The 25,612-nt window shown below is 72.6% G+C and carries 28 protein-coding genes; 12 read left to right on the top strand and 16 right to left on the bottom strand.

Features of this window, described 5'->3' with window-relative positions; all coding sequences use genetic code 11:
- Positions 1 to 20: 20 nt before the first annotated feature.
- The gene (locus tag ACWGKU_RS09685; protein ID WP_401044998.1) at positions 21 to 821 is read left to right on the top strand and encodes an enoyl-CoA hydratase-related protein; all 801 of its coding nucleotides are present in this window, start codon (positions 21 to 23) and stop codon (positions 819 to 821) included.
- Positions 822 to 860: 39 nt separating this feature from the next.
- Here the strand turns inward: ACWGKU_RS09685 and ACWGKU_RS09680 are convergent, their stop codons facing one another.
- Both ACWGKU_RS09680 and ACWGKU_RS09675 read right to left on the bottom strand, forming a co-directional pair.
- A complete protein-coding gene (locus tag ACWGKU_RS09680; RefSeq protein ID WP_359903548.1) occupies positions 861 to 1,454 on the bottom strand; it encodes a DNA-3-methyladenine glycosylase I in 594 nt (197 codons plus the stop codon).
- Positions 1,455 to 1,464: 10 nt separating this feature from the next.
- The gene (locus ACWGKU_RS09675) at positions 1,465 to 1,905 is read right to left on the bottom strand and encodes a DivIVA domain-containing protein (RefSeq protein WP_401045001.1); all 441 of its coding nucleotides are present in this window, start codon (positions 1,903 to 1,905) and stop codon (positions 1,465 to 1,467) included.
- A gap of 181 nt (positions 1,906 to 2,086) precedes the next feature.
- On the opposite strand from ACWGKU_RS09675, the gene folP reads away from it, so the two are divergent.
- Positions 2,087 to 2,899 carry a dihydropteroate synthase gene (gene folP, locus ACWGKU_RS09670; protein WP_380540053.1) on the top strand — a complete coding sequence of 271 codons (813 nt, stop codon included), beginning with the start codon at positions 2,087 to 2,089 and terminating at the stop codon, positions 2,897 to 2,899.
- Between the two features lie 65 nt (positions 2,900 to 2,964).
- Here folP and ACWGKU_RS09665 read toward each other — a convergent pair whose 3' ends face one another.
- Together ACWGKU_RS09665 and dapE are read right to left on the bottom strand one after the other, a co-directional pair.
- A complete protein-coding gene (locus tag ACWGKU_RS09665) occupies positions 2,965 to 3,774 on the bottom strand; it encodes an LOG family protein (RefSeq protein ID WP_359903553.1) in 810 nt (269 codons plus the stop codon).
- Between the two features lie 111 nt (positions 3,775 to 3,885).
- Positions 3,886 to 4,962 carry a succinyl-diaminopimelate desuccinylase gene (gene dapE, locus ACWGKU_RS09660; RefSeq protein WP_380539910.1) on the bottom strand — a complete coding sequence of 359 codons (1,077 nt, stop codon included), beginning with the start codon at positions 4,960 to 4,962 and terminating at the stop codon, positions 3,886 to 3,888.
- A gap of 267 nt (positions 4,963 to 5,229) precedes the next feature.
- Between dapE and ACWGKU_RS09655 the strand changes: the two genes are divergently transcribed.
- Both ACWGKU_RS09655 and ACWGKU_RS09650 read left to right on the top strand, forming a co-directional pair.
- Positions 5,230 to 6,225, top strand: a complete 996-nt coding sequence (locus tag ACWGKU_RS09655; RefSeq protein WP_452178013.1) for a hypothetical protein — start codon at positions 5,230 to 5,232, stop codon at positions 6,223 to 6,225.
- A gap of 304 nt (positions 6,226 to 6,529) precedes the next feature.
- Complete coding sequence (locus tag ACWGKU_RS09650; RefSeq protein ID WP_452178007.1) at positions 6,530 to 7,330, top strand: hypothetical protein; 801 nt, start codon at positions 6,530 to 6,532, stop codon at positions 7,328 to 7,330.
- Positions 7,331 to 7,411: 81 nt separating this feature from the next.
- On the opposite strand, the gene dapC is transcribed toward ACWGKU_RS09650, so the two are convergent.
- Positions 7,412 to 8,560: a succinyldiaminopimelate transaminase gene (gene dapC, locus ACWGKU_RS09645; RefSeq protein ID WP_401053067.1), complete on the bottom strand. Its 1,149-nt coding sequence runs from the start codon at positions 8,558 to 8,560 to the stop codon at positions 7,412 to 7,414.
- 20 nt (positions 8,561 to 8,580) lie between these two features.
- Positions 8,581 to 8,907, bottom strand: coding sequence for a ferredoxin (gene fdxA, locus ACWGKU_RS09640; protein WP_030061559.1), 327 nt, complete (start codon positions 8,905 to 8,907; stop codon positions 8,581 to 8,583).
- A 130-nt stretch (positions 8,908 to 9,037) separates the two neighbouring features.
- Between fdxA and ACWGKU_RS09635 the strand changes: the two genes are divergently transcribed.
- Both ACWGKU_RS09635 and ACWGKU_RS09630 read left to right on the top strand, forming a co-directional pair.
- A complete protein-coding gene (locus ACWGKU_RS09635) occupies positions 9,038 to 10,051 on the top strand; it encodes a GNAT family N-acetyltransferase (RefSeq protein ID WP_452178006.1) in 1,014 nt (337 codons plus the stop codon).
- Positions 10,052 to 10,148: 97 nt separating this feature from the next.
- Entirely contained in the window at positions 10,149 to 11,021 is an 873-nt protein-coding gene (locus ACWGKU_RS09630; RefSeq protein WP_452178012.1) for a transglutaminase family protein, read from the top strand.
- A 9-nt stretch (positions 11,022 to 11,030) separates the two neighbouring features.
- Here ACWGKU_RS09630 and ACWGKU_RS09625 read toward each other — a convergent pair whose 3' ends face one another.
- On the bottom strand, positions 11,031 to 11,669 hold the full coding sequence (locus ACWGKU_RS09625) for a response regulator (protein WP_452178005.1): 639 nt from the start codon (positions 11,667 to 11,669) through the stop codon (positions 11,031 to 11,033).
- A gap of 881 nt (positions 11,670 to 12,550) precedes the next feature.
- Between ACWGKU_RS09625 and ACWGKU_RS09620 the strand changes: the two genes are divergently transcribed.
- On the top strand, positions 12,551 to 12,796 hold the full coding sequence (locus ACWGKU_RS09620) for a GntR family transcriptional regulator (RefSeq protein WP_452178004.1): 246 nt from the start codon (positions 12,551 to 12,553) through the stop codon (positions 12,794 to 12,796).
- A gap of 99 nt (positions 12,797 to 12,895) precedes the next feature.
- On the opposite strand, the gene ACWGKU_RS09615 is transcribed toward ACWGKU_RS09620, so the two are convergent.
- From ACWGKU_RS09615 to ACWGKU_RS09600, 4 genes are all read right to left on the bottom strand, one after another.
- The gene (locus ACWGKU_RS09615) at positions 12,896 to 13,210 is read right to left on the bottom strand and encodes a DUF6087 family protein (RefSeq protein ID WP_401055507.1); all 315 of its coding nucleotides are present in this window, start codon (positions 13,208 to 13,210) and stop codon (positions 12,896 to 12,898) included.
- 21 nt (positions 13,211 to 13,231) lie between these two features.
- Positions 13,232 to 13,423, bottom strand: a complete 192-nt coding sequence (locus ACWGKU_RS09610; RefSeq protein ID WP_401055506.1) for a hypothetical protein — start codon at positions 13,421 to 13,423, stop codon at positions 13,232 to 13,234.
- Positions 13,424 to 13,523: 100 nt separating this feature from the next.
- A complete protein-coding gene (locus ACWGKU_RS09605) occupies positions 13,524 to 14,384 on the bottom strand; it encodes a JmjC domain-containing protein (protein WP_452178003.1) in 861 nt (286 codons plus the stop codon).
- A gap of 85 nt (positions 14,385 to 14,469) precedes the next feature.
- Positions 14,470 to 14,709 carry a hypothetical protein gene (locus tag ACWGKU_RS09600; RefSeq protein ID WP_452178002.1) on the bottom strand — a complete coding sequence of 80 codons (240 nt, stop codon included), beginning with the start codon at positions 14,707 to 14,709 and terminating at the stop codon, positions 14,470 to 14,472.
- A 472-nt stretch (positions 14,710 to 15,181) separates the two neighbouring features.
- Between ACWGKU_RS09600 and ACWGKU_RS09595 the strand changes: the two genes are divergently transcribed.
- A complete protein-coding gene (locus ACWGKU_RS09595; protein WP_452178001.1) occupies positions 15,182 to 15,934 on the top strand; it encodes a DUF5919 domain-containing protein in 753 nt (250 codons plus the stop codon).
- Between the two features lie 1,119 nt (positions 15,935 to 17,053).
- Here the strand turns inward: ACWGKU_RS09595 and ACWGKU_RS09590 are convergent.
- Together ACWGKU_RS09590 and ACWGKU_RS09585 are read right to left on the bottom strand one after the other, a co-directional pair.
- Positions 17,054 to 17,455 carry an HNH endonuclease gene (locus tag ACWGKU_RS09590; RefSeq protein ID WP_452178011.1) on the bottom strand — a complete coding sequence of 134 codons (402 nt, stop codon included), beginning with the start codon at positions 17,453 to 17,455 and terminating at the stop codon, positions 17,054 to 17,056.
- A 366-nt stretch (positions 17,456 to 17,821) separates the two neighbouring features.
- The gene (locus ACWGKU_RS09585) at positions 17,822 to 18,358 is read right to left on the bottom strand and encodes a recombinase family protein (protein ID WP_452178000.1); all 537 of its coding nucleotides are present in this window, start codon (positions 18,356 to 18,358) and stop codon (positions 17,822 to 17,824) included.
- 292 nt (positions 18,359 to 18,650) lie between these two features.
- Here ACWGKU_RS09585 and ACWGKU_RS09580 point away from each other — a divergent pair, with 292 nt between their 5' ends.
- Together ACWGKU_RS09580 and ACWGKU_RS09575 are read left to right on the top strand one after the other, a co-directional pair.
- On the top strand, positions 18,651 to 19,592 hold the full coding sequence (locus tag ACWGKU_RS09580; RefSeq protein ID WP_452177999.1) for a MerR family transcriptional regulator: 942 nt from the start codon (positions 18,651 to 18,653) through the stop codon (positions 19,590 to 19,592).
- The gene (locus ACWGKU_RS09575) at positions 19,589 to 20,080 is read left to right on the top strand and encodes a GNAT family N-acetyltransferase (protein ID WP_380539892.1); all 492 of its coding nucleotides are present in this window, start codon (positions 19,589 to 19,591) and stop codon (positions 20,078 to 20,080) included. The genes ACWGKU_RS09580 and ACWGKU_RS09575 overlap by 4 nt, the downstream gene beginning before the upstream one ends.
- Positions 20,081 to 20,203: 123 nt before the next feature.
- Here ACWGKU_RS09575 and ACWGKU_RS09570 read toward each other — a convergent pair whose 3' ends face one another.
- Both ACWGKU_RS09570 and murJ read right to left on the bottom strand, forming a co-directional pair.
- On the bottom strand, positions 20,204 to 20,524 hold the full coding sequence (locus ACWGKU_RS09570) for a hypothetical protein (protein WP_387694237.1): 321 nt from the start codon (positions 20,522 to 20,524) through the stop codon (positions 20,204 to 20,206).
- On the bottom strand, positions 20,521 to 22,095 hold the full coding sequence (murJ, locus tag ACWGKU_RS09565; RefSeq protein WP_452177997.1) for a murein biosynthesis integral membrane protein MurJ: 1,575 nt from the start codon (positions 22,093 to 22,095) through the stop codon (positions 20,521 to 20,523). The genes ACWGKU_RS09570 and murJ overlap by 4 nt, the downstream gene beginning before the upstream one ends.
- 146 nt (positions 22,096 to 22,241) lie before the next feature.
- On the opposite strand from murJ, the gene ACWGKU_RS09560 reads away from it, so the two are divergent.
- Both ACWGKU_RS09560 and ACWGKU_RS09555 read left to right on the top strand, forming a co-directional pair.
- Positions 22,242 to 22,916, top strand: coding sequence for a response regulator transcription factor (locus ACWGKU_RS09560; RefSeq protein ID WP_380539886.1), 675 nt, complete (start codon positions 22,242 to 22,244; stop codon positions 22,914 to 22,916).
- Positions 22,910 to 24,331, top strand: a complete 1,422-nt coding sequence (locus ACWGKU_RS09555; RefSeq protein WP_452177996.1) for a sensor histidine kinase — start codon at positions 22,910 to 22,912, stop codon at positions 24,329 to 24,331. Before ACWGKU_RS09560 ends, ACWGKU_RS09555 begins: the two co-directional genes overlap by 7 nt.
- Before the next feature lie 34 nt (positions 24,332 to 24,365).
- Here the strand turns inward: ACWGKU_RS09555 and ACWGKU_RS09550 are convergent, their stop codons facing one another.
- Entirely contained in the window at positions 24,366 to 25,607 is a 1,242-nt protein-coding gene (locus ACWGKU_RS09550; RefSeq protein WP_452177995.1) for a sensor histidine kinase, read from the bottom strand.
- Positions 25,608 to 25,612: the final 5 nt, after the last annotated feature.

Genomic DNA, 25,612 nt, shown 5'->3' with positions numbered 1-25,612 from the left:
GACCCCGGGAGCCCTCACCCATGTCCGATTCCGTGCTGTACGAGCTGGACGGCGGCCTGGCCGTCCTCACCATCAACCGCCCGGAGGCGATGAACGCGCTCGACGTCGCCACCAAGATCGCGCTGCGCGACGCCGTGACCGCCGCGGCCGCGGACCCGGCGGTGCGGGCCGTCCTGCTGACCGGGGCGGGCGAGCGGGCCTTCTGCGTCGGCCAGGACCTGAACGAGCACCTGACCCTGCTGAAGCGGGCCGAGGAGACCGGCGAGGGCGCGCTGCGGACCGTCGCCGAGCACTACAACCCGCTGGTGCGGGCGCTGGCAGGGATGCGCAAGCCGACCGTCGCCGCGGTCGGCGGGGTGGCGGCCGGCGCCGGCGCCTCGCTCGCCTTCGCCTGCGACTTCCGCTTCCTGTCCGACCGGGCCGGCTTCAACACCGCCTTCGCCGGGATCGGGCTGACCGCCGACTCGGGCGCCTCCTGGACGCTGCCCCGGCTGGTCGGGCACGCCAGGGCCACCGAGCTGCTGATGCTCCCCCGGACGGTCAAGGCCGCCGAGGCGATGGAGCTGGGCCTGGCCACCAAGGTGGTGCCGGCCGAGGAACTCGCCGCCACCGCCCGGGCCTTCGCCCGCGAGCTGGCCGAGGGCCCGACCGTCGCCTACGGCGCCATCAAGGAGTCGCTGGCGTACGGCGCCTCCCACTCGCTGGACGAACTCCTCGACAAGGAGGACGAGTTGCAGACGCTGGCGGGCGAGAGCGAGGACCACCGGATCGCGGTGCGCGCGTTCATCGCCAAGGAGAAGCCGACGTACCTGGGCCGCTGAGGCGCGCGGGGGCCGACCACCGGGTCCCCGCGCCGGCGGTCAGCCCTTGGCGCCGGTGCGGACGTGGCAGTCCGCCAGGTGGTCGTCGACCAGCCCGCAGGCCTGCATCAGGGCGTAGGCGGTGGTCGGGCCGACGAAGCGGAAGCCCTCCTTCTTCAGCGCCTTCGCCAGCGCCGTCGACTCCGGCGTGACGGCCGGCACCTCGCTCAGCGTGCGGGGGGCCGGCCGGTCCGGCTCGGCGGCGAACCGCCAGATCAGCGCGTCCAGGCCGCCCTCCAGATCGCGGGCGACCCGCGCGTTGGCGATCGCCGCCTCGATCTTGGCCCGGTTGCGGATGATGCCGGCGTCGGCGAGCAGGCGCTCCTTGTCCGCCTCGCCGAACTCGGCGACCTCGGCGATCTCGAAGCCCGCGAACGCGGCCCGGAAGCCCTCGCGGCGGCGCAGGATGGTCAGCCAGGACAGGCCCGACTGGAAGGCCTCCAGGCAGACCCGCTCGAACAGCGCGTCGTCGCCGTGCACCGGACGGCCCCACTCGGTGTCGTGATAGACCCGGTAGTCGTCGGTGGAATCGCCCCAGGCGCAGCGGCGCAGCCCGTCCGCACCGAGCACCGCGCCCTCGACCTCACCACTCATGCGCACCCGTTCACTTGTCGGCCCCCGGCTTCGCGTCCTCGGGGGTCTGCTCCCCGGCCGGCTGCTTGGCGAGCACCACGGCCGGCTCGACCACCTGGGCGAACTGCTCCAGGCCGGGCAGCGGCTCGGCCGCCGGGTCGGGGGCGGTGGTCGCCTCGACCGCGCCGCGCAGGTGGGCGGCGGCCTCCAGCTCGGCGATCCGCGTGTCGCGGTAGGCGAGTTCGGCGCCGAGGCGGTCCAGGACGTCGTCCACCTCGTCCATCCGGTAGCCGCGCAGCGCCATCGGCAGGCGCAGCTCGTCCACGTCCGCCTTGCCCAGCGGGCGGTCCTGCGGCAGTCGCGCGGAGATGCGGTCCGGTACCGCCTCCGGCATCGACCCACCCCCACCCAGCGCCACCAGGGCGGCACCACCGACCACCACGGCCATGGCGACCACGATCACCCAGAACACGAGCTGTCCTCCCGAACTCCCGGCCGGTCCGCTATGTGGTGGCAGGTAACCACACTGATCATGACAGCATGGTCCCTTAGTGAGGCCGGGGGCCATCATCGCACCCGCAGGAGCTGTGGAGGAGACATCGGTGGCACTGCGCCTGGGACCGCGGGAATTCGGTGACGACGAGCTGGTGATCATGGCGATCGTCAACCGGACGCCGGACTCGTTCTTCGACAAGGGCGCGACCTTCGCCGACCGGGCCGCCTTCGCCGCCGCGGACCGGGCGATGGCCGAGGGCGCGGCGATCCTGGACATCGGCGGGGTGAAGGCCGGGCCGGGCGACGAGGTCACGGTCGAGGAGGAACTGCGGCGCACCGTGCCCTTCGTGGCCGAGCTGCGCAAGCGCCACCCCGAGGCGGTCATCAGTGTGGACACCTGGCGGCACGAGGTCGGCGAGGCGGTCTGCGAGGTGGGCGCGGACCTGCTGAACGACGCCTGGGGCGGGGTGGACCCGAAGCTCGCCGAGGTGGCCGCCCGGTACGACGCCGGGCTGGTCTGCACCCACGCCGGCGGCGCCGAACCCCGCACCCGGCCGCACCGGGTCGGGTACGAGGACGTGATGGCGGACATCCTGCGGGTGACCGTGGGACTGGCCGAGCGCGCGGTGGAGCTCGGCGTGCGGCGGGACGCGGTGGTCATCGACCCGGGGCACGACTTCGGCAAGAACACCCGGCACTCGCTGGAGGCCACCCGGCGGCTGCCGGAGATGACCGCGACCGGCTTCCCGGTGCTGGTCTCGCTCTCCAACAAGGACTTCGTCGGCGAGACCCTGGACAAGCCGGTGAACGAGCGGCTGCTCGGCACCCTGGCCACCACCGCGGTCTCGGCCTGGCTGGGCGCGCGGATCTACCGGGTGCACCAGGTCGCGGAGACCCGCCAGGTGCTGGACATGGTCGCCTCGATCCGGGGCACCCGCGCCCCGGCGGTCGCCCGCCGGGGGCTGGCCTAGACCCCGCCCGGGCCGGGGCCCGCCCGCTGGTCCGGCCGACGGGGCGGGGCGGCCGGGCATTGGGGCTAGATCTCGCCGGCGGGCCGGCGGGCGTCGGCGAGGATCTTCATGACCTCGTCGATCTCGTCGGTGATGTGGAACAGCTCCAGGTCGTGCGGGGCCGCCTTGCCCTGCGCGACCAGGGTGTTCTTCAGCCACTCGTAGAGGCCGCCCCAGTAGGCGCTGCCGTAGAGGATCACCGGGAAGCGGGTGACCTTCTTCGTCTGCACCAGGGTGAGCGCCTCGAACAGCTCGTCCAGCGTGCCGAGGCCGCCGGGCAGGACCACGAAGCCCTGGGCGTACTTCACGAACATCGTCTTGCGGACGAAGAAGTAGCGGAAGTTCAGACCGAGGTCGACGAACTCGTTGAGGCCCTGCTCGAAGGGCAGCTCGATGCCGAGCCCGACACTGAGGCCGCCGGCCTCGGAGGCGCCGCGGTTGGCGGCCTCCATCGCGCCCGGGCCGCCGCCGGTGATCACCGCGTAGCCGGCCTCGACGAGGGCCCGGCCGATCTCCACGCCCGCCTGGTACTCGGGCGAGTCGACCGGGGTCCGGGCGGAGCCGAAGACGCTGATCGCGGGCGGGAGTTCGGCGAGGGCGCCGAAGCCCTCGACGAACTCGGAGGTGATCCGCAGGACCCGCCACGGGTCGGTGTGCAGCCAGTCGGTGGGGCCGGTGGTGTCCAGCAGGCGCTGGTCCGTGGTGCTCGTGCCGACCTGGTCCCGGCGCACCAGCACCGGGCCCTTCTGCTTCTCGGGCCAGGCCTTCTTCTTCCGCGGCACCCCGACCTGCTCGGGACCGTGACCGTAGTGCTTCTCGTCTCCTGTGCCTGTCATGACGAAACCCTACGCCGATCTTCCCCCGTTTTCAGGCAACGGGGGAAGGTCGGTTGAGCAACCGGAAGGTGGCGTTCGGCCGCTGATCGTACGAGCGGCGCCGCGCGCGGCTCAGCTGGTCAGCCAGGCGCGCAGCCGCTCCTCGACCTCGGCGATGGCGCTCAGCGAGCAGTGCTCCTCGCGCTTGTGCGCCAGGTTCGGGTCCCCGGGGCCGTAGTTGACGGCCGGGACGCCGAGCGCGCTGAAGCGGGCGACGTCGGTCCAGCCGAACTTGGCCCGGGCCTGGCCGCCGGTGGCCGCCAGGAAGGCCTGGGCGGCCGGCTGGGCGAGTCCGGGCAGGGCGCCCGCGGCGAAGTCGGTGACGGTCAGCTCGAAGCCGTCGAAGACCTCGCGCACGTGCTTCTCCGCGTCGGCCTCGCTGCGGTCCGGCGCGTAGCGGAAGTTGACCGTGACGACGCACTCGTCCGGGATCACGTTGCCGGCCACGCCGCCGTCGATCCGGACCGCGTTCAGGCCCTCGCGGTACTCCAGGCCGTCGATCTCCACCCGGCGCGGCCGGTAGTCCGCGAGCCGGGTGAGCACCTCGGCGGCGTGGTGGATGGCGTTGTCGCCGAGCCAGCTGCGGGCCGCGTGGGCGCGCACGCCGGTGAGCCGCACCTGCGCCCGCAGGGTGCCCTGGCAGCCGCCCTCGACCATGCCGCCGCTGGGCTCCATCAGCACCGCGAAGTCGCCGGCCAGCCACTGCGGGTGGTCCTTGGCGAGGTGGCCCAGGCCGTTGCGGTGGGCCTCCACCTCCTCGCAGTCGTAGAAGACGAAGGTGAGGTCGCGGTTGGGCTCGGCGAGCGTGGCGGCCAGGCGCAGTTGGACGGCCACGCCGGACTTCATGTCCGAGGTGCCGCAGCCGTAGAGCAGGTCGCCCTCGACGTACGAGGGGAGGTTGTCGGCGATCGGCACGGTGTCCAGGTGGCCGGCCAGGACGACGCGCTCGGCCCGGCCCAGGTTCGTCCGGGCGACCACGTTGTTGCCGTGGCGGTCCACGGTGAGGTGCGGGTAGCCGCGCAGCGCGGCCTCCACGGCGTCGGCGAGCGCCTGCTCGTCGCCGCTCACCGAGGGGAAGTCGACGAGGCGGGCGGTCAGCGCGCCGCCGTCGAGAGTGAGGTCCAGGGGCGTCGGGTTCGGGCTGCTCATGGGCGCCAGCCTAGTCCGCGGCCCGGTGCGGGCCGGTGCGGCCGCCCGGTGACACGGACCGGCCCCCGCCGCCCCGGGGGCGGCGCCCGGACGGCGAGTGGGCGGGCAACGGCAACCGGGAGGCGCCGCACATCCGTCCGAGTGGGTACGGTGTCGGATCAAGGAGCAGGCGCGAGAGGGGCGACGGTGGCCAGGAGAAGGAGCAGCGAGGAGCTGGGCGACGAAGAGGAGCCCACTCACCGCCGCGGGCCGCTGCGCGCCCTGCTGATGGTGATCGTCGGGCTGCTCGGCCTGGCCCTGGTCGCCGGTCTGGCCGTGGTCGGGATCTGGTGGTTCGGCTTCAAGCCGGGCGCGTCCGAGGAGTGCACGGTGAAGACCGCGGCGGGCAGCGGCACGCTGGAGCTGCCGCAGGCCGCCAACGCCGCGACGATCGCCGCGGTGGCGCGCTCGCGCGGGCTGCCGGACCGGGCCACCACGATCTCGCTGGCGACGGCCATGCAGGAGTCCAAGCTGCGCAACCTGGCGGGCGGCGACCGGGACTCGATCGGCCTCTTCCAGCAGCGGCCGTCGATGGGCTGGGGCACCCCGGCGCAGATCTCGGACCCGGTGTACGCGACCAACAAGTTCCTGGACGGCCTGGTCAAGGTCCCCGGCTACACCCGGATGCCGCTGACCGACGCCGCGCAGACGGTGCAGAAGAGCGGCTACCCGCAGGCCTACGCCAAGCACGAGACCAAGGCGACCCTGCTCACCTCGGCGCTGGCCGGCCGGGAGCCCGCCTCGTTCTCCTGCGTGGTGCACGACTACGCCAAGCCGGATCCGGCGGACTCCGCCTCCGCCTCCGCCTCCCCGGGCGCGACGCCGGGCGCCACCGCGACCCCGGCCGCGGCGCCGGACCGGGCCCAGGTGCTGTCCGACCGGGTGCGCCGGGAGTTCGGCCGCACGGTGACGCCGGCCACCGGCTACACCTCGACCATCAAGGGCGCCGAGAACGCCGTCTCGCTGACCCCGGACCCGGCCACCGCCGCGCTGACCTCCTCCTCGGACGCGGGGGCGGACGGCGGGGTGGTCGCCGAGCGGGCGAGCGGCTGGGAGGTCGCCCACTGGGCGGTCGCCCAGGCCCAGCAGCTGGGCATCGCGACGGTCGCCTACGACGGGAAGATCTGGCGCAAGTCCAAGTCCGAGGACGGCTGGCAGAGCCAGACCTCGGGCACCTCGACCAAGCTCGTCCAGGTCACTCTGGCCCCGGCCGACAAGGGCTGACGCACTGGTGTTCGGGTTGCCGCCGGTCGGGTGATTCCGGTCAACCCCGGTGGACCGACCCCCCGTTCCGGCGAACCGGGATGGAGAACCGTCACTGCCCTTGGCCGGGGCCGGTTCGGCGACGTCCGGCCGGGCCCGGCGGACACCCCTGTCGTGGTCGTACGATCCGATGATCGGCCAGGAAGCTTCCTTGCACCGGCCGAAACCTTCTGGCTTCTCAAGCGGTAACAACGTCGTCCGCCCGATCGGCCACACCCGGCCCCCGGGGCGGACGGGACGGACCCAGACCCCTTCGAGGAGCCCCATGTCTCACCCCCTCACGCGCCGGATCGCCCAGGCCGCGCTCGTCGTGGCCGCCGGAGCGACCCCGCTGCTCGCCGCCGGCTCCGCGTCCGCCCTGGGCGGAGACGCCCTGCTGCCCAAGAGCGACCTCGCGGCACCGCTGGGCCAGCTGACCAACACCGACACCGGTTCCACCCTCCAGCACACCACCCACCAGCTCGGCCAGGCCGCCGGCACCACCGGTGCGGCCACCGTCGCCGCGGGCGTACCGGCCTCCGCCGACGCCGCCGGCAACATCGTCGCCCAGCAGCTGCCCGAGGCCAACGAGAAGGCCGGCTCGCTGACCGCCCCGGTCGACCAGACCGCCGCGACGGCCGGCCAGCTCTCCTCGGTCACCCCGAAGGTCACCTCGGCCCTGGCCGGCAAGCTCGGCGAGGCCGTCACCGGCAAGAGCACGGCCACCCGCAGCGCCACCGCCGGCACCGGCCCGCTCGACGGGCTCACGTCGGGCCCGGTCACCCAGACCCTGCCGGCCGCCGGCACCCTCACCGGCGCCGTCCCCGGCGGCACCGCCGTCGCCGACGCCCTGCCCGTCGGCGCGGTGCAGCGCGCGCTGCCGCTCGGCTCCGTCGAGCAGACCCTGCCGGCCGACCTGCCCGCCACCGACGTGCTCGGCCTGGCCGAGCACGGGTCGGCCAACCGCCTCGGCGGTGCCGACCTCGGCTCGAACAGCCCGCTGTCCGGCCTGACCGGCGCGCTCGGCCCGCTCGGCGGCCTGCTGGGCAGCCTCAACGGCGGCGGCCTCAACGGCCTGCCGCTGTAACCCCCGCCTCCGCGGAGAACCCCGAAGGGGGCCGGTGTCCGTGACACCGGCCCCCTTCGCCGTACGGTCGTCCGGGTGCGCTCAGCCCGCCGCGCCCAGCCGCTCCACGGCCGCGGCGACCCGCTCGTCGGTCGCCGTGAACGCGACCCGCACGAAGCGGTCGCCGGCCGGCCCGTAGAAGTCGCCGGGCGCCACCAGGATGCCCAGCCCGGCCAGTTCGGCCACCGTCTCCCAGCACGGGCGGTCCTGGGTCGCCCACAGGTAGAGGCTCGCCTCGGAGTGCTCGATCCGGAAGCCGTACGCCTCCAGCGCCGCCCGCAGGGCCGAACGCCGGGCCGCGTACCGCTCGCGCTGCTCGGTCACGTGCGCGTCGTCCGCGAGCGCGGCGACCGTCGCCGCCTGGACCGGCGCGGGCACGATCAGGCCGCCGTGCTTGCGCACCTCCAACAGCTCCTTGACCACCACCGGGTCGCCCGCCACGAAGGAGGCGCGGTAGCCGGCCAGGTTGGAGCGCTTGGAGAGCGAGTGCACGGCCAGCAGGCCCTCGTGGCCGTCGCCGCAGACGTCCGGGTGCAGGACCGAGACCGGGTCGGCCTCCCAGCCCAGCTCCAGGTAGCACTCGTCGCTGACCAGCAGTGCCCCGTGCTCCCGGGCCCACTCGACGGCGCGGCGCAGCTCGTCCGCGCCCAGCACCCGGCCGGTCGGGTTGGACGGCGAGTTCACCCAGAGCAGGCGCACCCGGGAGCCGTCCAGCTCGTCCACCGAGTCGTACTCGACCGGCTCGGCGCCGCACAGCCGGGCGCCCACCTCGTAGGTCGGGTAGGCCAGGCGCGGGTAGGCGACCTGGTCTCCGGGGCCGAGGCCGAGCTGGGTCGGCAGCCAGGCCACCAGCTCCTTGGAGCCGACGGTCGGCAGCACGGCCTGCGGGCCGAGCCGCGCGCCGAGCCGGCGGTGCAGCCAGCCGGCGATCGCCTCGCGCAGCTCCAGCGGGCCCCAGACGGTCGGGTAGCCGGGGGTGTCGGTGTGCGCGGCCAGCGCCTTCTGGACGACCTCGGGGACCGGGTCCACCGGGGTGCCGACGGAGAAGTCGCAGAGCCCGCCCGGGTGGGCCAGGGCGGTCGCCTTGTACGGTTCCAGCTTGTCCCAGGGAAAGACCGGGAGCTTGTCCGAAACGCGACGCGCCGCCCCCGGGTGGCCCGGGAACGGCGCGCGCGTGCTGTTGGTGCTCACAGCTGTTCTGCCACCGATCGTCAGTGGTCGGCGTTCTGCGGCGGCAGAGCGGCGATGAACGGGTGGTCACGCTCGATCAGGCCGAGCTTCGAGGCGCCACCGGGCGAACCCAGGTCGTCGAAGAACTCGACGTTCGCCTTGTAGTAGTCCTTCCACTCCTCCGGAGTGTCGTCCTCGTAGAAGATCGCCTCGACCGGGCAGACCGGCTCGCACGCGCCACAGTCGACACACTCATCCGGGTGGATGTAGAGCGATCGCTCGCCCTCGTAGATGCAGTCAACCGGGCACTCTTCGATGCACGCCTTGTCCTTCACGTCGACACAAGGCTGCGCGATGACGTAGGTCACGCTGTCGTTCCTCCTCGGAAGGGCCTGGTGGCCCGTTCTGTTCTGCTGCCGTGCGCGGTGAGCGCGGCGTCGTCGATGCCCGCCCCTAGTATCGCGGGTCGGAGACCGCAAATGCACAGGAGGTGGCCAGATGGCGACGGTCAACCCGGTCGGCGACCGTCCGGAGGTCCGGATAGATCGCTCTGACGTGGGACGACGCGTGTCGGTCCGACGCCTCGCGGAGTTCGTGGACGACCGGCCGGTGTTCCGGGATTCGATCGGCGTGCTCACATCGTGGGACGATCATGGGCTGACGATCGCCCCGCGTTCCGGCGATCCGGTGCACTTGCCGGAGAAGCTGCTGGTCGCAGGCAAGGTCGTGCCGCCGTTTCCGGTTCGGCGGGCCCCGTTGCCGGTCACCGCGCCGGTCGAACTGCAGCGGATCGCGGGCCGCGGCTGGCCGGCCGTCGAGCAGGAGCCGCTCGGCGAGTGGACGCTGCGCGCCGCCGCCGGGTTCACCCGGCGGGCCAACTCCGTCCAGGCGCTCGGGGACCCAGGGCTGCCGCTGCCTCGGGCGCTGGCGGCCGTCCGCGCCTGGTACGCGGCGCGCGGGCTGCCCGCGTACGTCGAGGTGATCTCCCCCGGCTCGCCGACCGCGCTGGTCGCCGAACTCGACCGGCTCGGCGCCGGGTACGCGCCCACCCTGGTCCGCACCGCCCCGCTGGCCGTGCTCGCCCGGGTCGGCACCGGGCACGAGAGGGTCCGGCTGGCGCGGACCGCGGACGACCGGTGGCTGTCGGCGTACCGGCGGGTGAGCGGCGACCCGGCCGTCGAGGAGGCCGCCCGGCAGGTGCTGCACGGCGGGCCCTCCGTCTGGTTCGCCACCGTGCCGGGCGCCCCCGGGCAACCCCCGCCGGCGATCGGACGCTGCGTCGTCGAAGGGGACTGGGCCTGCTTCGGCGCGATCGAGGTCCAGCCGTACGCCCGGCGGGCCGGGCTGGCGACGGCGGTCATGGCGGTGCTCGCCTCGCGCGCGGCCGAGGAGGGGGCGAGCGGCGGGTACCTCCAGGTCGAGGCGGAGAACGCGGGGGCGATCGCGCTCTATGACGGACTCGGCTTCACGACCAGTCACACTTACCACTACGCCCTTCTTCCCCAGGGGTAGCCGCCAGGCCGTACCGTCCGACCGACCACCCGACCGTCCGTCCGTCCGTCCGTCCGCCACCTTGTCCGTCCGCCGTACGAAAGCCGTCGCCGTCACCGTGACCGAGCAGAGCAGAGACCGCTTCCGGACCGCCGCCCGCGCCGAGCAGCCCGACCCGGTGCTGCTGTGCCTGCTCGCCGCCGCCGAGCACGGCATGGTGCCCGACCCCGGCGACCCCGGCGAGCCGCCCGGCGTGGACGCACTGCTCGCCGCCTGCGAGGCCGCGCTGGAGCGGCACGCGGCAGCCGTCCGGCAGGCCGTCGCCGAACGGGCGCCCACCGGGCCGGAGGAGACGGCCGCCCTGCTCGCCGCGGTGCTCGGCGGACGGGAGCGATTCCACGGACGGCAGTCGGACTACCGGCGCCTGGAGTCCTCGCTGCTGCCCGAGGTGCTGCGGCGGCGGCGCGGACTGCCGATCACGCTCTCCCTGGTGTGGACGGCGGTCGGGCGGCGCGCCGGACTGACCGTCCACGGCATCGCGCTGCCCGGCCACTTCATCGTCGCGGTGGGCGGCCCGGCGGGCGGCGAGGACTACGTCCTGGCCGACCCGTTCCACGGCGGGCGGCTGCTCGACCCGGAGGACGTCGAACGGCTGGTCGCCGCCGCCGGGCAGGAGTTCACCCCCGCCCTGCTCACCCCGGCCCAGCCGCTGGAGATCGTGCTGCGGGTGCTCGGCAACATCCGGGTCTGGGCCGCCGACCGCCCCGAGCACGCCCGCACCCAGCTGTGGGCCACCGAACTCTCCCTGCTGCTGCCCCGGCACCCGGCCCAGCTGCGCCTGGAACGGGCCGAACTCCTCGTCCGCACCGGGGACTTCCTCGGCGGATCGGCGGAGATGGACGCCTACGCGCAGATCCTGGACACCTTCGACCCGGACACCGCCGCCAAGGTCCGCCAGGAGGCCCGGGCGGCCCGGCACCGGCTCAACTGACCCGCCCGCCTACAGCCAGCCCTTCTCGCGGGCGATCCGCACCGCCTCGGTACGGTTGCGGGCCCCGGTCTTCTGGATCGCCATCGACAGGTAGTTGCGCACCGTCCCCTCGGACAGGTGCAGCCGCCGGGCGATGTCCGCGTTCACCGCGCCGTCGGCGGCCGCGCCCAGCACGTCCCGCTCGCGCGGGGTCAGCGGGTTGGCGCCCTCCGCCAGCGCGGCGGCGGCCAGCACCGGATCGATCACCCGCTCGCCGCGCAGCACCCGGCGGATCGCCTCCGCCAGCTCGGCGGCCGGCGCGTCCTTCACCAGGAAGGCGTCCGCGCCCGACTCCATCGCCCGGCGCAGGTAGCCGGGCCGGCCGAAGGTCGTCGCGATGACCACCTTCGTCCCGGGCGCCCGGCCGCGCAGCTCGGCGGCCGCCTCGATGCCCGTCATCCCCGGCATCTCGATGTCCAGCACGGCGACCTGCACGTCGTTCGCGAGCACCGCCGCCACCACCTCGTCCCCGCGGCCGACCTGCGCGACGACGTCGATGTCCCCCTCCAGCCCGAGCAGCGCGGCCAGCGCCTCCCGGACCATCCCCTGGTCCTCGGCGAGGAGGACTCTTACACATTGTACGGGCGTCTCTGACGCGTCGTCGTCCATATGACCAGCCTAGACAGGACGAAGCCCCGCCCGGAGAGGATCCGGACGGGGCGCTGTGGGGGTCTTACTCGGGGCGGCTCGGCGAGCACGCCCACGCGGAGTACCCGGGGCCGCTCGCGACTTCGCGGTAGCTCACCAGGGCTGGGCTGGTGGCTTCCCGCTTGCACCGGGTGCAGTAGATCGGGCCGACGCGCGGCCAGTCTTCACCGAGGGCGTTCGCGTGGTTGTTCCGGTGGAACGGGTCGAGCACGCAGGGGAAGTCCGGGCGCGGAGGAGGGCGCCGCACGTGGGCTTCGCGGTGGTTGCCGGGGTCATCACGCCACCGCCCTTGCGAGGGTGTGCGCGCCCGGGTAGGTGTATCCGGGGTCGGGCAGCCCCTCGGCAACCGCGCGCAGAGCTTCGCGTCGGTCGTACTGGCGCTGCATTTCGTCCAGACCAGCCCGCCGTGCTTCGTGGTCGATGTGTGGGCGGACCAACGGGCCCATGTGCAGGCGGTCCGACTTGGGCTGGTTCGCGGGCTCCGGGGTCGGCATGGGGGCGCTTGGTTCACGGTGGGGGAAGGCGGGGGTTCGACGGGTGTACACCAGGACGGGACAGGGGGCACCTGCCCGGTGGCGGCCCCGCGGCGCGGCCTCGCCGGTGAGCCAGAGTGCCAGGATCGTTGCCCCGGACAGGCAGCCGGCGGCGGCGGTGAACCAGCTCCGGAATGTAAGGTCTGACGTGTCGTGCAGCTCCTCGAAAGCTGTTCGGCGTTGCCCCCGACAGCCGGTCCTAAGCGGCGGTCGGGGGTTCTTTCGTGATCGACGGTACTCAACCTGTCCATACCTGTCCATGGCCATCCCGGGCTATGCCCGGCTGGCCCTCGCGACTACCGTCAGGGGGTGTTTGAGTTCAGCCCGTCCCGCCCGAAGTGGGAACAGATCGCAGAGATCGTCACCGCCAGAATTGCCGCCGGCGAGCTCCGACCCGACGACAAGCTGTCCGAGGTGGAGTTGTCTGCGGAATTCGGCGTGGACCGAAAGACCGTGCGGAAGGCGATTGCCTCACTGCGGGATGCCCACCTGGTGGTCACCCGTACCGGCATGGGCAGCTTCGTCACCCACCAGGAAGTACGCGGGGACGAGTAGGCCCCGCGCTACCGGAGTTCACCAGCGGAGCGGGGCGGTGAGGCGCGGGTAAACGTCGGAACGTCCGGACAGCGATCGTTCACGTCCCGGCCGCCGAACTTACTGGTCGAGCGGCTTACGGTGTCGGCCACTGCCCTTCCGAAGCAGCGAAACCGGTGTGTCCTCTTGCGGGTCCGCGAACCCGACCTCCCGCCGCACGATCACTGGATAGGCATCCGCATAAGTGCTGGCGACGCCCACCGGCTGCCACGCCGCACCGTCCCACTCCACAACCATGCGCGGAGCGTCCTCGAACAGGCCGCCGCGCCGGACAGTCGGGTCAAGGGTCAGCGCATCCCGTGTGCCCGGCGGCCGCTCGCGGTTGGCGCGAGCGTCGTACCACTCGGTCACGGTTTCGTCGTCGGGTTCGAGCACGGCTGGCCCTCTCGCTCGGCGTCAATCCGAGGTTAGCGGCCCGTCCGGTCGAGTGGAGCCCGGCCAACCCAAAAGCCCGAGCGGCGCCCGGTCGCGCAACGCATCGGCGTACGCGGTCGAGTCGTCGAACTCCCGGAAATGGGTGATCGGGTCCTGCGCGGCGTAGAGCATGGCGAGGGCGCAGCACAGGCAGAAGTCCTGTCCGGTCTCCACGTCCCGCAGATTCGCGTAGTGCTGACAACCGGACCACTGGCACCGCCTACGGTGCCTTCCGACGGCTCTCCGTCCCGCCATGCTCCGATGGTCCACCGTTCTACTTGGGTTCCTGACCGAGCACGGAGAGTCGCTGTGCCGAGCGGAGCCGCAGCGCGGTCTTGCTGGTCGGCAGTTCCGCCAGCGAGTCACCGAACAGTTTCACCAGGTTGCCGGCCAGCGCGGCGAAATCCTGCCCACCGAGGTTCGGCGGCAGCGCATCCCGCAGTTCCTCGCTGTCCTCGCACAGCTCCCAGAGTTTGCGCAACGCCCAGTGTTTCGTGAGGAGTTGAACGCCGAAGGTGATGTGCAGGCTGTGCTCCTCGGCGCTCTGCCCAGCGTGCACCCACCCGCGCGGGATGAACAGCACCTGCCCGGCCCGCAGCGTGACCGAGAAGTCCGGAGCGGTCGCCGCGAACCGGAGCTTGTCCTCCGGGTCGAACCCGATCTTCGACCAGTTGTGATGCTCCAGCGGGTTCACGAACGTCGGGGCGAACAGCCGCCACTCCTTCGCACCCTCGGCCTGTGCGATGAAGACGTGATGGCAGTCCCAGTGCCACCCGAACCCCTGCGCCTTCCCGGCCGGGGTGAGGTAGAAGTTCCCCGTCACGGGGTGGCCGAGCATGGACGACAGTTCCTTGCAGAACTTCATGATCGGCGGGTAGGACCGGTGCAGGCCGTTGAGAACCAGGGTGTCCGTCGGGTGGTCGGCGGACGGCCGCTCGGCGGTCAGCACACCGTCGCGGACCATGCCGAACCCTCCCGGTCGGATATCCGGATCGGCCAGGATCTCGCGGGCTGCCTGCCTGGTCGCGAGCTGTTGCAGGTCCGCCGTGTCACGGTCGTACACTGCGGGCACCGAGGGCCACGCGGTGCGGAAGGCGTCCGGGTCGGTGACCAGCCTTGAAAGTGCAGTCTGCATGGTGGCGCTCCCTTCTCGTAGGGTGGGAAGGGGCGACCGCCCCAGTTGAGTTGGGGCGGTCGCCTCCCACTCACTTGCTGGTGCGTCAGGCGCCGATCAGGTGGTCGTACTGGCCGGACACGAAGGCGTTGCGCAGCTTGCGCAGCTCACCGGGGGTGCCGGTGATCACGGCGCCGTCGTTGTTGATGTTGGCGAGCGCCACCAGGCCGTTACCGGTGTCGGCGACCGCGAAGCACTCCACCTTGTCGTCCAGGTGGGAGTACGACGCCACCGACCAGTCCAGGCCGGGGTGCGACGCCGGGTCGAACTCCACGGGCTTGCTCATGTGCGTTTCTCCTCTTGTCAGCGAGCACGGCGGGCGCCATGCCCGTTGGTAGTGCCACCGCTACACCACGGGGCGTAGCGGGTAGTGCCCCGCTTCGGGGCCGGGTAGGTATCAGCAGCCCCGAAGTGGGAGTCCTGAGCCCGCCCCGGCCACAGGGGTTGGCGTTGTGGCCAGGACGGCAGCTCAAAGCCGGCGAGCGGTCACACGGCCGCTTCGACCAGCGCGTCGATTCCCGCCGCCGGAGCGAAGGTTGTACACCTGACGGCCCACAGGACCCGCCGGGAGTCGCGCTCCTCGGCCTTGCCCCTGTCGCACGTCTTCGGCGTGGCCGTTCTCCACTTGGGCGGGTGGACTTCCTCGATGCACCACCGATCCTGGGCTCTCGGACGGGCCAAAGCACCCCCATACCCGAGACATGAGGGCGGTGTACGCGCTAGCGTCCCAGAAGGCCCAAACGTCCGGGGGATGACTCTTGAACATCGCTCTCCGACAAGGTATGGCGAACGCGAAGCTCACTCCGAGCCAACTGGCGACCCGCGTAGGCGTCACACCTAAGACCGTGGAACGCTGGCTATCGAACGCCGCGTTAGTACCGCACCAGAAGAACCGCAACGATGTGTGCGCAGCCCTGGGGGTTGATGAGCAAGTGATCTGGCCCAACACCGTCCGGGCGAACATCAAGACCGGCCACGACCGAGAGGTGTTCGCCGCCTATCCGTACCGATCAACCTGCCCAACGCCGGTTTGGGGTCAGCTGATTGGCAATGCTGTAGATGACGTCTTCCTGGCCGGATACACGAACTACTTCGTGTGGCTGGAGCAGCCAGCGCTACACCAGACACTGCGACGCAAGGCCGAGGCCGGGTGTCGCGTCCGGTTCCTGCTGGGTGACCCCGAGTCTGAGACCACACGGCAGCGGGAGCGCATCGAAGGCGTGGCGCTGACCGTCTCGACCCGGATTCGAATCACCCTGGAGCACCTGGAAAAGCTCTCCGGCGTCGAAGGTGTCGAAGCCCGATTCAGCACACCCGATGACGGACCCAACCACGTAAGCCTCTCGGTCTTCCGTTTCGATCACGACGCCCTGGTAACCCCACATCTGGCACGGGTGGTTGGGCATGACTCCCCGATGATGCACCTCCGCCGATCGCAGGACGGCGGAATGTTCGATCGGTTTGCCGAGCACGCAGAAGAACTGTGGGAGCGCGGCGCCCCTACTCGCTGACCAAAAGCAAATGGGCCCGCCCTGCTCTCTGCGAGTGAGGACAGGGCGGGGCTGATTTGTTCCGCACAAATGCCTTGAACGGCCACGCGAGAGTTTTCCCTCCCTGCCGGTCAGGGTCAGGAGGAGAGGGAGTCACCCCCTGGGTAAAACCGCAGGTCAGAGCCCTGCAATTGGGCTTGGCTCGCTCAGCAGCCCAACCGCCCGGCTGGTGAACGGCCGTCGCTCGGTTGTGACACTGCGTACACAGCGGCCGAAGCCGATGCGGAGCGTCAGGGCCTTCGACGCCTCGGGCGAGCAGCGAGCGGCGCGATTCCGGGTGGTGGTCGGCGATCACAGCCGGCCGCCCGCACAGCAGGCACCAGGGGTGCGCGTAGATGTAGGCGCGCCGAACCCGAGCCCACTTCCAGGAGTCGTAGCCGCGCTCCGCCGCACTGCCTCGCTGCTGCTCGGCCTCGCGCTGGTGCTGCGGGCAGCGACCACCACGGGCAGTCAGCTCGGGGCACCCCGGGACGGAGCACGGGGGGCGGGGTCGACGGGGCACGGGGCGCCCCCTCAATCCTGGGATGATCTTGGCGCGTAGGCCCCGGAACGCGCCGAGCCGTCGTGGCGGTGGGGCGTTGCTGTGCGGGATGGCCTTGACGCCTAGGCCCCGGAACCGCGGCAAGTCATGCCCTCGCGTGCCGCCACCGACAAGGAAGCCCGGGGGTTCAGCCAAGCGCCCGTTCGGACCGTGCGCGGCGAAGTGTGTGACTGGCAGGTAATCAGAATGGGATGAAACGGATGAAATGGTGTCCCGCGCTCTGTTGCCACGCTTCGGCGCACGTCACGGCGAAGCACGCGACCGCTGAACGGGTGAATTCTGGGGGCTCAGCGCGCTGGCGTACGACGTCGGCCGCCTGGGGAGCCCAACGTGAGTCCGCAAGGAACCGCGCGGAGTCTTTGGGGGCACCATGATTGAAGGCATGGACCGACAGGCAGGCAGCACGAAGCGACCTCCACAATTCGAACTCCGTTGGGGTGGGCTCCACTTGACCATCCAGCGCATCCCCGCGTGGCTCATCACGGCAGTCACAGCAGGCGGCGGAACCCTCGCGGCCTTGCTGGCACGGAAGTAGCAACTCAGGGGCTCACGGCGAACGCCCCGAAGTCCCTTGCGGTCTTCCCTCGGTGACAGGTGCGACACAGCGACCGCACGTTGTCGTCGGTGTCCTCGCCTCCGAGGGCGAGCGGCGCCCGGTGGTCAACGTCGACCAGCGCCGCGGGGAAGTCTCCGCCGCACACCCCGGAGCCCGCTCGGTCGACCTGCCGTCGAAGTCGCTCCGCCCCACTGTGGCGCCGCGCCACCAGGGCGAGCAGCCGACGGCGGGCCCGGACACTCGGACGGGCTTCGTAGGCCGCGTGGTGGGCCTCGCAGCGTCCTCGGCGAGTCGGAGGTTCGGTGCAGTCGATACAGCGCACGGCGCCCCCTCGGTGGTCGTACGAGTCGGCCAGTTGCAACCTTCCGAAGATGACCCATTTCATGGAACGAGTCATCCGGCGTAGGTTGCAGCCCGGCTCTGTGCCCATCCCGAGACTCGAACTCGGGAAGTCCGCGGCCGGTACCCCGTAGGGCCTCGACCGCGTGCCCCTGCCATTGGGGTTGTGGGCTGGTGGTCGTCCTCGCCGACTCACGGCCGGTCCGGACACGGTGGGGACTGCACGCGCTTACGACCCCTTTCGGCCCGTCCTGGCGGACGGGGTTACTCATAGGCGGTGCAGCCCCCGCACCCTGCCGCACGACTCCGGCGGCCACCCCCGAGAGGGTGCGTGGTGCACGGGCAGGGTTGCTGTAGGGGCAGGCACTCAGACCGCCGGTTCCCGTCGGTGGGGTGCGCGGTAATCCCGCCCCTACTGTGATGGAAGGCGCAACGAATTCCCGCGGCGTCGGCCGGGACTGTTGGTCCGCGCGCGACGGCATTCCTTTGGCCGCCGGTGTCTGATCCGGGCTGAGGAAGCGGTCCCGCGAAACCTGGTAGCCCATGGGGCCCGGCCCGCAACCCACAGACCGCCGTCCCGCTGTTCCTCCTTGGTGTCCCTGACCCGGCGCGACAGGGTCTCGCTGTACTCCCGCGCCTCTTCCGCCCGGTTGATGATCCAACGCCTATCCCGCGGCTCGTTGGAGTCGAGCCCGTCCATATCGAAGATCACCCGGACCTTGCCGATGACCTTCAACAGGTCCTCGGCTCCCTTACGGCTGAACCGGTCGACCGCGTACGCCCACAGCGCGGGTACAACCCCGCCCGCGAGTGCCTTCAAGGCCCGGTCGAAGTCCGCCCGTTCCACGTCCTTGAAGCCGCTCGCAATGTCCTTCCAGACCTTCCGCACGGCGTAGCCCTCGCGGTGCGCGCGGCGGTGCCCCTGCTCCTCCTGGGCGTCCGTGCTCAACTCCTGCCGACCCCCGAACCAGCTTCGACTTACGGCAGTACAGGTCGATGCTCTGCGCCTCCGGCTTACCGCACAGGACGCATATGTAGGTGTCGCTGTCTTGCATGGTGGTGCTCCAACTGACCGTTTCCGCTGGTCACAGCATGTTATGCATGTGTCCATGCCTCCTCGGCCAGCAGCACGCGGATCGAGGCCCCGTTGTCAGTGTCGTTCATGGCCACGACCTCAGGGCGTGCCCGGCGACGGCGACGGGCTTGTGTCTCCGGTAAGGGGAGGGTCCAGAGTGAGGTCCATGGACGGCAGCGACACGCTCTACTCGATCGGCGAGCTCGCCCGGCGCACCGGACTCACCGTCAAGGCCATCCGGTTCTACGCCGACACCGGCCTGGTGCCGCCCACCGACCGCACCGCGGCCGGCTACCGGCGGTACGACGTCCACGCGCTCGCCCGGCTGGACCTCGTCCGCACCCTGCGCGAACTCGGGCTCGACCTGCCCGCGATCCGCCGGGTGCTGGAGCGGGAGGCCCCGCTGCGGGAGGTCGCCGCCGCGCACGCCGGGGCGCTGGAGGTGCAGATCCGCACCCTCCGGCTGCGCCGGGCGGTGCTGCTCGCCGTCGCCCAACGCGGTTCCACACCCGAGGAGATGAGACTCATGCACAAGCTCGCCGCACTCTCCGACGCCGAACGCCGGCGCCTGATCCACGACTTCGTCGACGAGGTCTTCGGCGGCCTGGACGCCAACCCGGAGTTCGTCGCCATGATGCGCTCGGCCATGCCCGAACTGCCCGACGAGCCAAGGGCGGAGCAGGTCGAGGCCTGGGTGGAACTGGGCGAACTCGTCCAGGACCCGGGCTTCCGCGCGGCGGTGCGCCGGATGGCCGAGCACCAGGCCGCCGAGCGCGCCGACGGGGACCGCACCGGCCTGCACGTCGAGCTCACCGGGACGGTGACCTCCCTGGTCCGGACCGCACTGGCGGCCGGCGTCGCCCCCGCCTCCCCCGAGGCCGACCCCGTCGTCGCCGCCCTCGCCGCCGCCTACGCCGAGGCCTTCGGCCGCCCGGACGACACCGCGCTGCGGCGGTGGCTGCTCGACCGCCTCGGGACGGCCGACGATCCCAGGGCCGAGCGCTACTGGCAGCTGATGGCGACCGTCAACGGCTGGCCGGTGCCGGAGAACCTGCGGGACGTATTCGAGTGGTTCACCGGGGCCCTCCGGGCCAGACTGTCGGGATGATCACCCTGGAACCGCTGCGCCCCGACCACGCCGAGGACCTGCTCGACTTCGAACGCGCCAACCGCGCCCACTTCGCCCGCAGCGTCCCGGACCGCGGTGACGACTACTTCACCGGGTTCGCGGACCGCCACGCCGCCCTCCTCGCCGAACAGGCCGCGGGCACCTGCCGGTTCCACGTCGTCCGCGACGCGGCCGGCGAGCTGGTCGGCCGCGTCAACCTCGTCGACCTCGCCGACGGCGGCGCCGAGATCGGCTACCGGGTGGCCGAGTCCGCCGCCGGCCGCGGCGTCGCCACCGCCGCCGTCGCCGAGGCGTGCCGGCTCGCCGCCACCGGGTACGGACTGCGCTTCCTCACCGCCGTCACCACCCGCGACAACCCCGCCTCGCAGGCCGTCCTCGCCCGGAACGGCTTCGCGTTCCGGCACGAGTTCCTCCTCGGCGACCGCCCCGCCCTCGCCTACCGCCGCGACCTGGCCGACCTCGGCTGAGGCACGCCGGCGGGCGGACCCGGCAGTCCGGCGGGCAGGGCGACCGGCCGAAGGGCCCGTGCCGCGCCGGGGACGGTGTGCGGGTCGAAGCCGAGCACGAGAACGGTGGGCACGAAAGGACGCTCACCCCGGCCGCCCGGGTTCCCCGCGCAGGAAGCGGGCCGCGTCGGCGAGGGTGAGCTTGGGATCGCTCCAGGAGCAGACCTCCAGCCAGGAGAGCCGGCCGTCCTCGGCGAAGAGCAGGATCTCGCCGTCGGAGCCGATCGCCGCCTCGGCCACCACGTCCGAGCGGGCGCCGTCCGCGACGCCGGCGAAGAGGGCCGTGCTGCAGCCGCACCGGCAGCGGGACTCCACGCGCAGGTGCGGGACCTGGGCGCGCAGGGGGTGGCCCTCGGGGAGGAGGACGTCGAGGACGCGGGCGACATCGGTGGGAAGGAGAGTCATGGGCGTCTGCGCAATCGTGTGGTGAGGGCCGACAGTTCGGCGACCCGCAGAAGGCGGGCGAGCAGGAGGTAGCCGACGGCGAGGGTGGCGGCGGCCGGCGCCAGGCCGTACCGCGCGGTCCACCAGGCCGCGGTGGCGGCCGGGAGGGCGGCGAGCAGCAGCCTGGCGTGGTCGCCCAGGACCCGCACCGGGCCGAGGCGTCGTCGCAGCAGCAGGGAGGCGCCCAGGACGGTCAGCAGGAACGAGCCCCCGTAGCAGCCGGCCATCCCGGTGACGGCCCAGCGCAGCGGCAGCAGCCGGTGGCAGAGCACCGCCCCCAGGGCCGTGGCGGCGACCGGCAGCAGGTTGAGCAGGAAGGGCGTGCGGCTGTCGCCCAGCGCGTAGAAGGCGCGGGTCAGCGCGTACGAGGCCGAGTAGAGGACCAGGCCGGGCGCGAAGGCGGTGAGCATTCCGGCGATGGCCCGGACGTCGGCGGGGTCGGTGCTCCCGTGCCCGAAGGCGAGCGCGCACAGCTGCGGCGCGAGGACCGCCAACCCGCAGGCCGCGGGGACGGTGACCACCGCGATGGTGCGCACGGTCCGGGCGAGCAGCGCCCGCACGGCCCGCGGGGAGTCGGCGGACGCGCTGAGCGCGGGCACCGCCGCCGTCACCAACGACACCGTGACCACCCCGTGCGGCACGATCCACAGCAGGTACGCGCTGCTGTAGGCGGTGTACCCGACGCCCGGCAGTCCGGCCGCGGCGGCCTGCGCGCCGACCGAGGTCGACAGCCTGGTGACCACCCAGTAGCCCGCCTGGTCGGCGAGCACCAGCAGCAGCGTCCACCCGGCGGCGCGCAGCGGCTCGCCGAGCCCCGCACGCCGCCAGTCCCAGCGCGGCCGCAGCCGTACCCCGGCCGCCCGCAGGCAGGGCAGCAGCACCAGGCCCTGGGCCACCACGCCGGCCGTCGTCCCGGCCCCGAGCACGGTCAGGTCCCGCTCGTCGAAGGAGCGGTGGCCGACGAAGGCACCGAACACCCCGATCACCACCAGGTTGTTGAGCACCGGCGCCCACGCCATCGGCGCGAACCGCCGCCGGGCGTTGAGGAGTTGACCGAGCACCGTGAACAGCCCGTAGAAGAACACCTGCGGCAGGCACAGGTACGCCAGCAGCACCGTCCGGTCCAACTGGGCACCGTCGTACGAGGTGTAGGCCCGCACCACGTACGGCGCGCCGGGCACCACGACCGCCGTCAGCACCAGCAGGGCGACCACCAGCACCGTCACCAGCCGGTCGACGTGCGCCGCCCCGCCGTCCGCCGACTCCTTGGCGGCGCGCACCAGGTGGGGCACCAGCGCGGTGTTCAGCGCACCGCCGATCAGCAGCACGAACAGGATGTTGGGCACCGTGTTGGCCACGTTGTACCCGTCCGCGAGCAGCCCCGAGCCGAGGACCGCCACCAGCAGCGCCGAGCGGACGAAGCCGGTGGCCCGGGAGACCACCGTCCCGGCCGCCATCACCAGGCCGGGCGGGAGCGCACGGCGCGGCCTGCGGTGCCGGACGGGCACCGCGGGGCCTTCCAGAACACTCATCCGCCGGTCCCTCCCGCTCCGAGCAGCGCCGACCCGGACGGATCGGCGAACCCGGCGAGAGCATGCTCCGGCTCCCCTGAAGCGAGGCTGAGAAAGCTGAAGGCGGCTTAAGGAACGGATCCGGCGCCGATGGCATCCTGATCCGCATGGAGATTCTGGTGGTGGAGGACGACGCCCAGGTCGCGGCGGCCGTACGGCGCGGTCTGGAGGCGGAGGGCTACACCGTCGACCTCGCCCCGGACGGTCTCACCGGCCTGCGGCTGGCCCAGCGGCACGCCTACCGGGCGATCGTGCTCGACATCATGCTGCCCGGCCTGAACGGCTACAAGGTGTGCGAGGCGCTGCGCGTCGACGGCGTCACCACCCCGATCCTGATGCTGACCGCCAAGGACGGCGAGTACGACGAGGCCGAGGGCCTGGACACCGGCGCCGACGACTACCTCACCAAGCCGTTCTCCTACCTGGTCTTCCTGGCCCGGCTCCGTGCCCTGCTCCGCCGCAGCCAGACCCCCGGCCCGCTGCTGCGGGTCGGCGACCTCTGGCTGGACCCGGCGGGCCGCCGCTGCGGCCGGGGCGGCGCCGAGATCACCCTCACCGAGCGGGAGTTCGCCGTCCTGCGCTGCCTGGCCGAGCATCCCGGCGAGGTGCTCTCCAAGCGCCGGATCGTCGACGAGGTGTGGGACATCGCCTTCGACGGCGAGGAGTCCATCGTCGAGGTGTACGTCAGCATGCTGCGCCGCAAGGTGGACACCCCGTTCGGCGTCCGCTCGATCACCACGGTGCGCGGCGCCGGCTACCGACTGGAGACCGCACCGTGCTGAGCCGTCTCTCCACCCGCCTGCGCACCTCGCTGGCGGCCGGACTGACCGCGCTGCTGCTGCTCGGCGGCGGCGCCTGGTGGCTGCGCGGCCACCTGTACGACGCCCAGCTGGAGGCCGCCCAGGCGGAGGCCACGTCGCAGTCCCACGATCTCAGCAACGGCTACAAGCTCGGCCAGCAGCTGGTGGACAACTGGAGGCTGCCGTACGTGGTGCTGGGCGGCGACGGCCAGGTGCTGTTCATGGGCGGCACGCTGACCACCCAGCACCTGGTCGGGCCCCCGCCCGCCTCCGTGCCGCACCTGGCCCGGGACGACTGGCAGTCCGTCCAGCGGATCACCATCGGCCCCGCGGGCACGGCCGCGGCCAACCGCTACTCGGGACGCACCTTCACCGCGATGGGCAGCTGGAGCCCCCTGCTGCGCAAGGACGGCGACCAGACGAAGCCGATGGCCGGCCCGTTCACGGTGTACGTGCTGGTCACCCCGTTCGCCGCCGAGGCCTCGCTGCACACCATCGACCCGGTGCTGCGGCTGGGCGTGCCGGCCGCCGCGCTGCTGGTCGCGCTGGTGGCCTGGGCGGCGACCAGCCGGGCGCTGCGCCCGGTGGAGGCGATCCGCGCCGGGCTGGCCGAGATCGGCGAGCACCGGCTGGACCGCCGCGTCCCGGTGCCGCGCGCCGGCGACGAGCTCACCCGGATGGCCCGGACCACCAACGCCACCCTGGACCGGCTGGAGCGCTCCGCCGTGCAGCAGCAGCGCTTCGTCGCGGACGCCTCGCACGAGTTGCGCAGCCCGATCGCCGCGCTGCGCACCAATCTGGAGGTGTCGCTGGCGCACCCCGAGCGCACCGACTGGCCGGCCACCACCCGGGAGGCGCTCACCTCGGTCGAGCGGCTCCAGCAGCTCACCGAGGACCTGCTGTTCCTGGCCCGGGACTCGCACCCGGCGTCGGCCGGCCGGCTCACCGACGTCGACCTGTCCGCCGTGCTGCGCGAACTCGCCGACCAGTACCGCCCGGTCGTCGGCGCCCGGCTCGCCCTGCGGGTGGACGCGCCCGAAGCGGTGCTGGTGCGCGGCAGCCGCATCCGGCTGCACCGGCTGGTGCGCAACCTGCTGGACAACGCCCAGCGGCACGCGGCCGCCGAGGTGGTGCTGTCCGTGCGGCACACCGTGCACGGCTGTGTCCTGGAGGTCCGGGACGACGGCCCGGGCGTGCCGCCGGAGGACCGCGAGCGGATCTTCGAGCCGTTCACCCGGCTCGACGAGGCCCGCAGCCGGGACGCCGGCGGCAGCGGTCTGGGCCTGGCCATCTCGGCGGACATCGCGACCCGGCACGGCGGCACCCTGCGGGTCGCCCACGCCCCGCACGGCGCCCGCTTCGTGCTGGAACTGCCGTCGGCCGGACGGGACTCCTAGTCCGGGGCGTGGCCGGGGCGTGGCCGGGGCGCCTCTAGGGCGTGGCCGCGGACACCGTCCGCAGCGGCACCGAGGCCCTCAGCCGGAAGCCCCTCCCCCGCTCCCCCGGCCCGGTCTCCAGGCGCCCGCCGACCAGGGCCAGCCGCTCCTCCAGCCCGGACAGGCCGTTGCCCGGCTGGGACTTGCCCGGCCCGCGCCCGTTGTCGGTGATCTCCAGGACGGCGTAGCGCTCGCCGCTCGCCTCCCAGCTCTCGTCCGCCGTCACCGTGCAGACGGTGGCGCCCTCGCCGTGCCGGACCACGTTGGTGACGGCCTCGCGCAGCGCCCAGGCCAGCGCCCCGGTCTCCTCGTCGGCCAGCGACGGCCAGGCGTCCACCAGCTCCGGCGCGGCCTCCAGCCGGACCTGCGCGGCGGCCAGCGCGGTACGGGCGGCGGCCAGTTCGACCGGCAGGGTCGGGCGACGGAAGCCGGTCACCGCCTCCCGGACGTCGATCAGCGACTGCCGGGCGACCTGCTCGATGTCGGCGACCTGCGCCCGCGCCGCCTCGTCCTTGCCGGCGTCCATGAACCGCCCGGCCAGCTCGCTCTTCAGGGTGATCAGCGACAGCGAGTGCCCGAGCAGGTCGTGCAGGTCGCGGGCCAGCCGCAGCCGCTCCTCGGAGGCCGCCAGGTGGGCGACCGCGGCCCGGGCCTCGCGCAGTTCCTTCATGGTGGCGACCAGCCGCTGCAGACCGGTCATCGCGATGCCGGAGAGGAAGGCGCTGAGCGCGAAGGTGGACACGTTGTCGACGCCGGCCCCGATGCCCGTCCCGACGGCGGCGGTGAGCACGGCCATGGCGACCAGGGCGCGCAGCGCGTAGTGGGTCGGCACGATGATCGCGACGCACACCGAGGCGTAGATGAACAGCGTCAGGAACGCGGCTCCGAGGCCGACCGGGGCGGCGACGGCGAGCCCGACCATCGTCGTGACGATCACCAGGCAGGCCCGCGGCCGCATCCCGGCCTGCGAGCGGAAGACCACCAGCAGCACGTAGGCGACCACGAACCCGGCCAGGCAGCACCAGCCGAGCACCGTCCCGGCCGTGGTGTGGCCGCCGTTCAGCAGGTCGCCCGCCGGGTAGGCCAGGTAGAGCATCCACAGCATCATCCAGGCGACCTTGACCAGCAGCTGGCGCCTGCTCTCCACCGGGGAACCGGGCACGTTCATGAAGGACGCGCGCGCCACGCCCACCTCCGGCGGTTCGTCGGGGCGGTGGGCCTGGCGCGCGTCACTCATGTCGA

Source organism: Kitasatospora sp. NPDC054768 (genome assembly GCF_053612025.1).
The sequence above is the reverse complement of the archived record's forward strand: the minus strand, read 5'-3'. Positions and strand labels throughout refer to the sequence as shown.

Excerpts from the sequence above, each read along its gene's own strand:
- ACWGKU_RS09650 (WP_452178007.1), top strand. The coding sequence starts at position 6,530 with ATGTCTCACCCCCTCACGCGCCGGATCGCCCAGGCCGCGCTCGTCGTG.
- folP (WP_380540053.1), top strand. The coding sequence starts at position 2,087 with ATGGCGATCGTCAACCGGACGCCGGACTCGTTCTTCGACAAGGGCGCG.
- murJ (WP_452177997.1), bottom strand. The coding sequence starts at position 22,095 with ATGAGTGTTCTGGAAGGCCCCGCGGTGCCCGTCCGGCACCGCAGGCCG.
- ACWGKU_RS09625 (WP_452178005.1), bottom strand. The coding sequence starts at position 11,669 with ATGGACGACGACGCGTCAGAGACGCCCGTACAATGTGTAAGAGTCCTC.
- ACWGKU_RS09635 (WP_452178006.1), top strand. The coding sequence starts at position 9,038 with ATGGCGACGGTCAACCCGGTCGGCGACCGTCCGGAGGTCCGGATAGAT.
- ACWGKU_RS09590 (WP_452178011.1), bottom strand. The coding sequence starts at position 17,455 with ATGAAATGGGTCATCTTCGGAAGGTTGCAACTGGCCGACTCGTACGAC.
- dapE (WP_380539910.1), bottom strand. The coding sequence starts at position 4,962 with ATGAGCAGCCCGAACCCGACGCCCCTGGACCTCACTCTCGACGGCGGC.
- ACWGKU_RS09560 (WP_380539886.1), top strand. The coding sequence starts at position 22,242 with ATGGAGATTCTGGTGGTGGAGGACGACGCCCAGGTCGCGGCGGCCGTA.
- ACWGKU_RS09580 (WP_452177999.1), top strand. The coding sequence starts at position 18,651 with ATGGACGGCAGCGACACGCTCTACTCGATCGGCGAGCTCGCCCGGCGC.
- ACWGKU_RS09605 (WP_452178003.1), bottom strand. The coding sequence starts at position 14,384 with ATGCAGACTGCACTTTCAAGGCTGGTCACCGACCCGGACGCCTTCCGC.
- ACWGKU_RS09600 (WP_452178002.1), bottom strand. The coding sequence starts at position 14,709 with ATGAGCAAGCCCGTGGAGTTCGACCCGGCGTCGCACCCCGGCCTGGAC.
- ACWGKU_RS09685 (WP_401044998.1), top strand. The coding sequence starts at position 21 with ATGTCCGATTCCGTGCTGTACGAGCTGGACGGCGGCCTGGCCGTCCTC.
- ACWGKU_RS09655 (WP_452178013.1), top strand. The coding sequence starts at position 5,230 with ATGGTGATCGTCGGGCTGCTCGGCCTGGCCCTGGTCGCCGGTCTGGCC.
- ACWGKU_RS09575 (WP_380539892.1), top strand. The coding sequence starts at position 19,589 with ATGATCACCCTGGAACCGCTGCGCCCCGACCACGCCGAGGACCTGCTC.
- ACWGKU_RS09550 (WP_452177995.1), bottom strand. The coding sequence starts at position 25,607 with ATGAGTGACGCGCGCCAGGCCCACCGCCCCGACGAACCGCCGGAGGTG.
- ACWGKU_RS09665 (WP_359903553.1), bottom strand. The coding sequence starts at position 3,774 with ATGACAGGCACAGGAGACGAGAAGCACTACGGTCACGGTCCCGAGCAG.
- ACWGKU_RS09570 (WP_387694237.1), bottom strand. The coding sequence starts at position 20,524 with ATGACTCTCCTTCCCACCGATGTCGCCCGCGTCCTCGACGTCCTCCTC.
- ACWGKU_RS09680 (WP_359903548.1), bottom strand. The coding sequence starts at position 1,454 with ATGAGTGGTGAGGTCGAGGGCGCGGTGCTCGGTGCGGACGGGCTGCGC.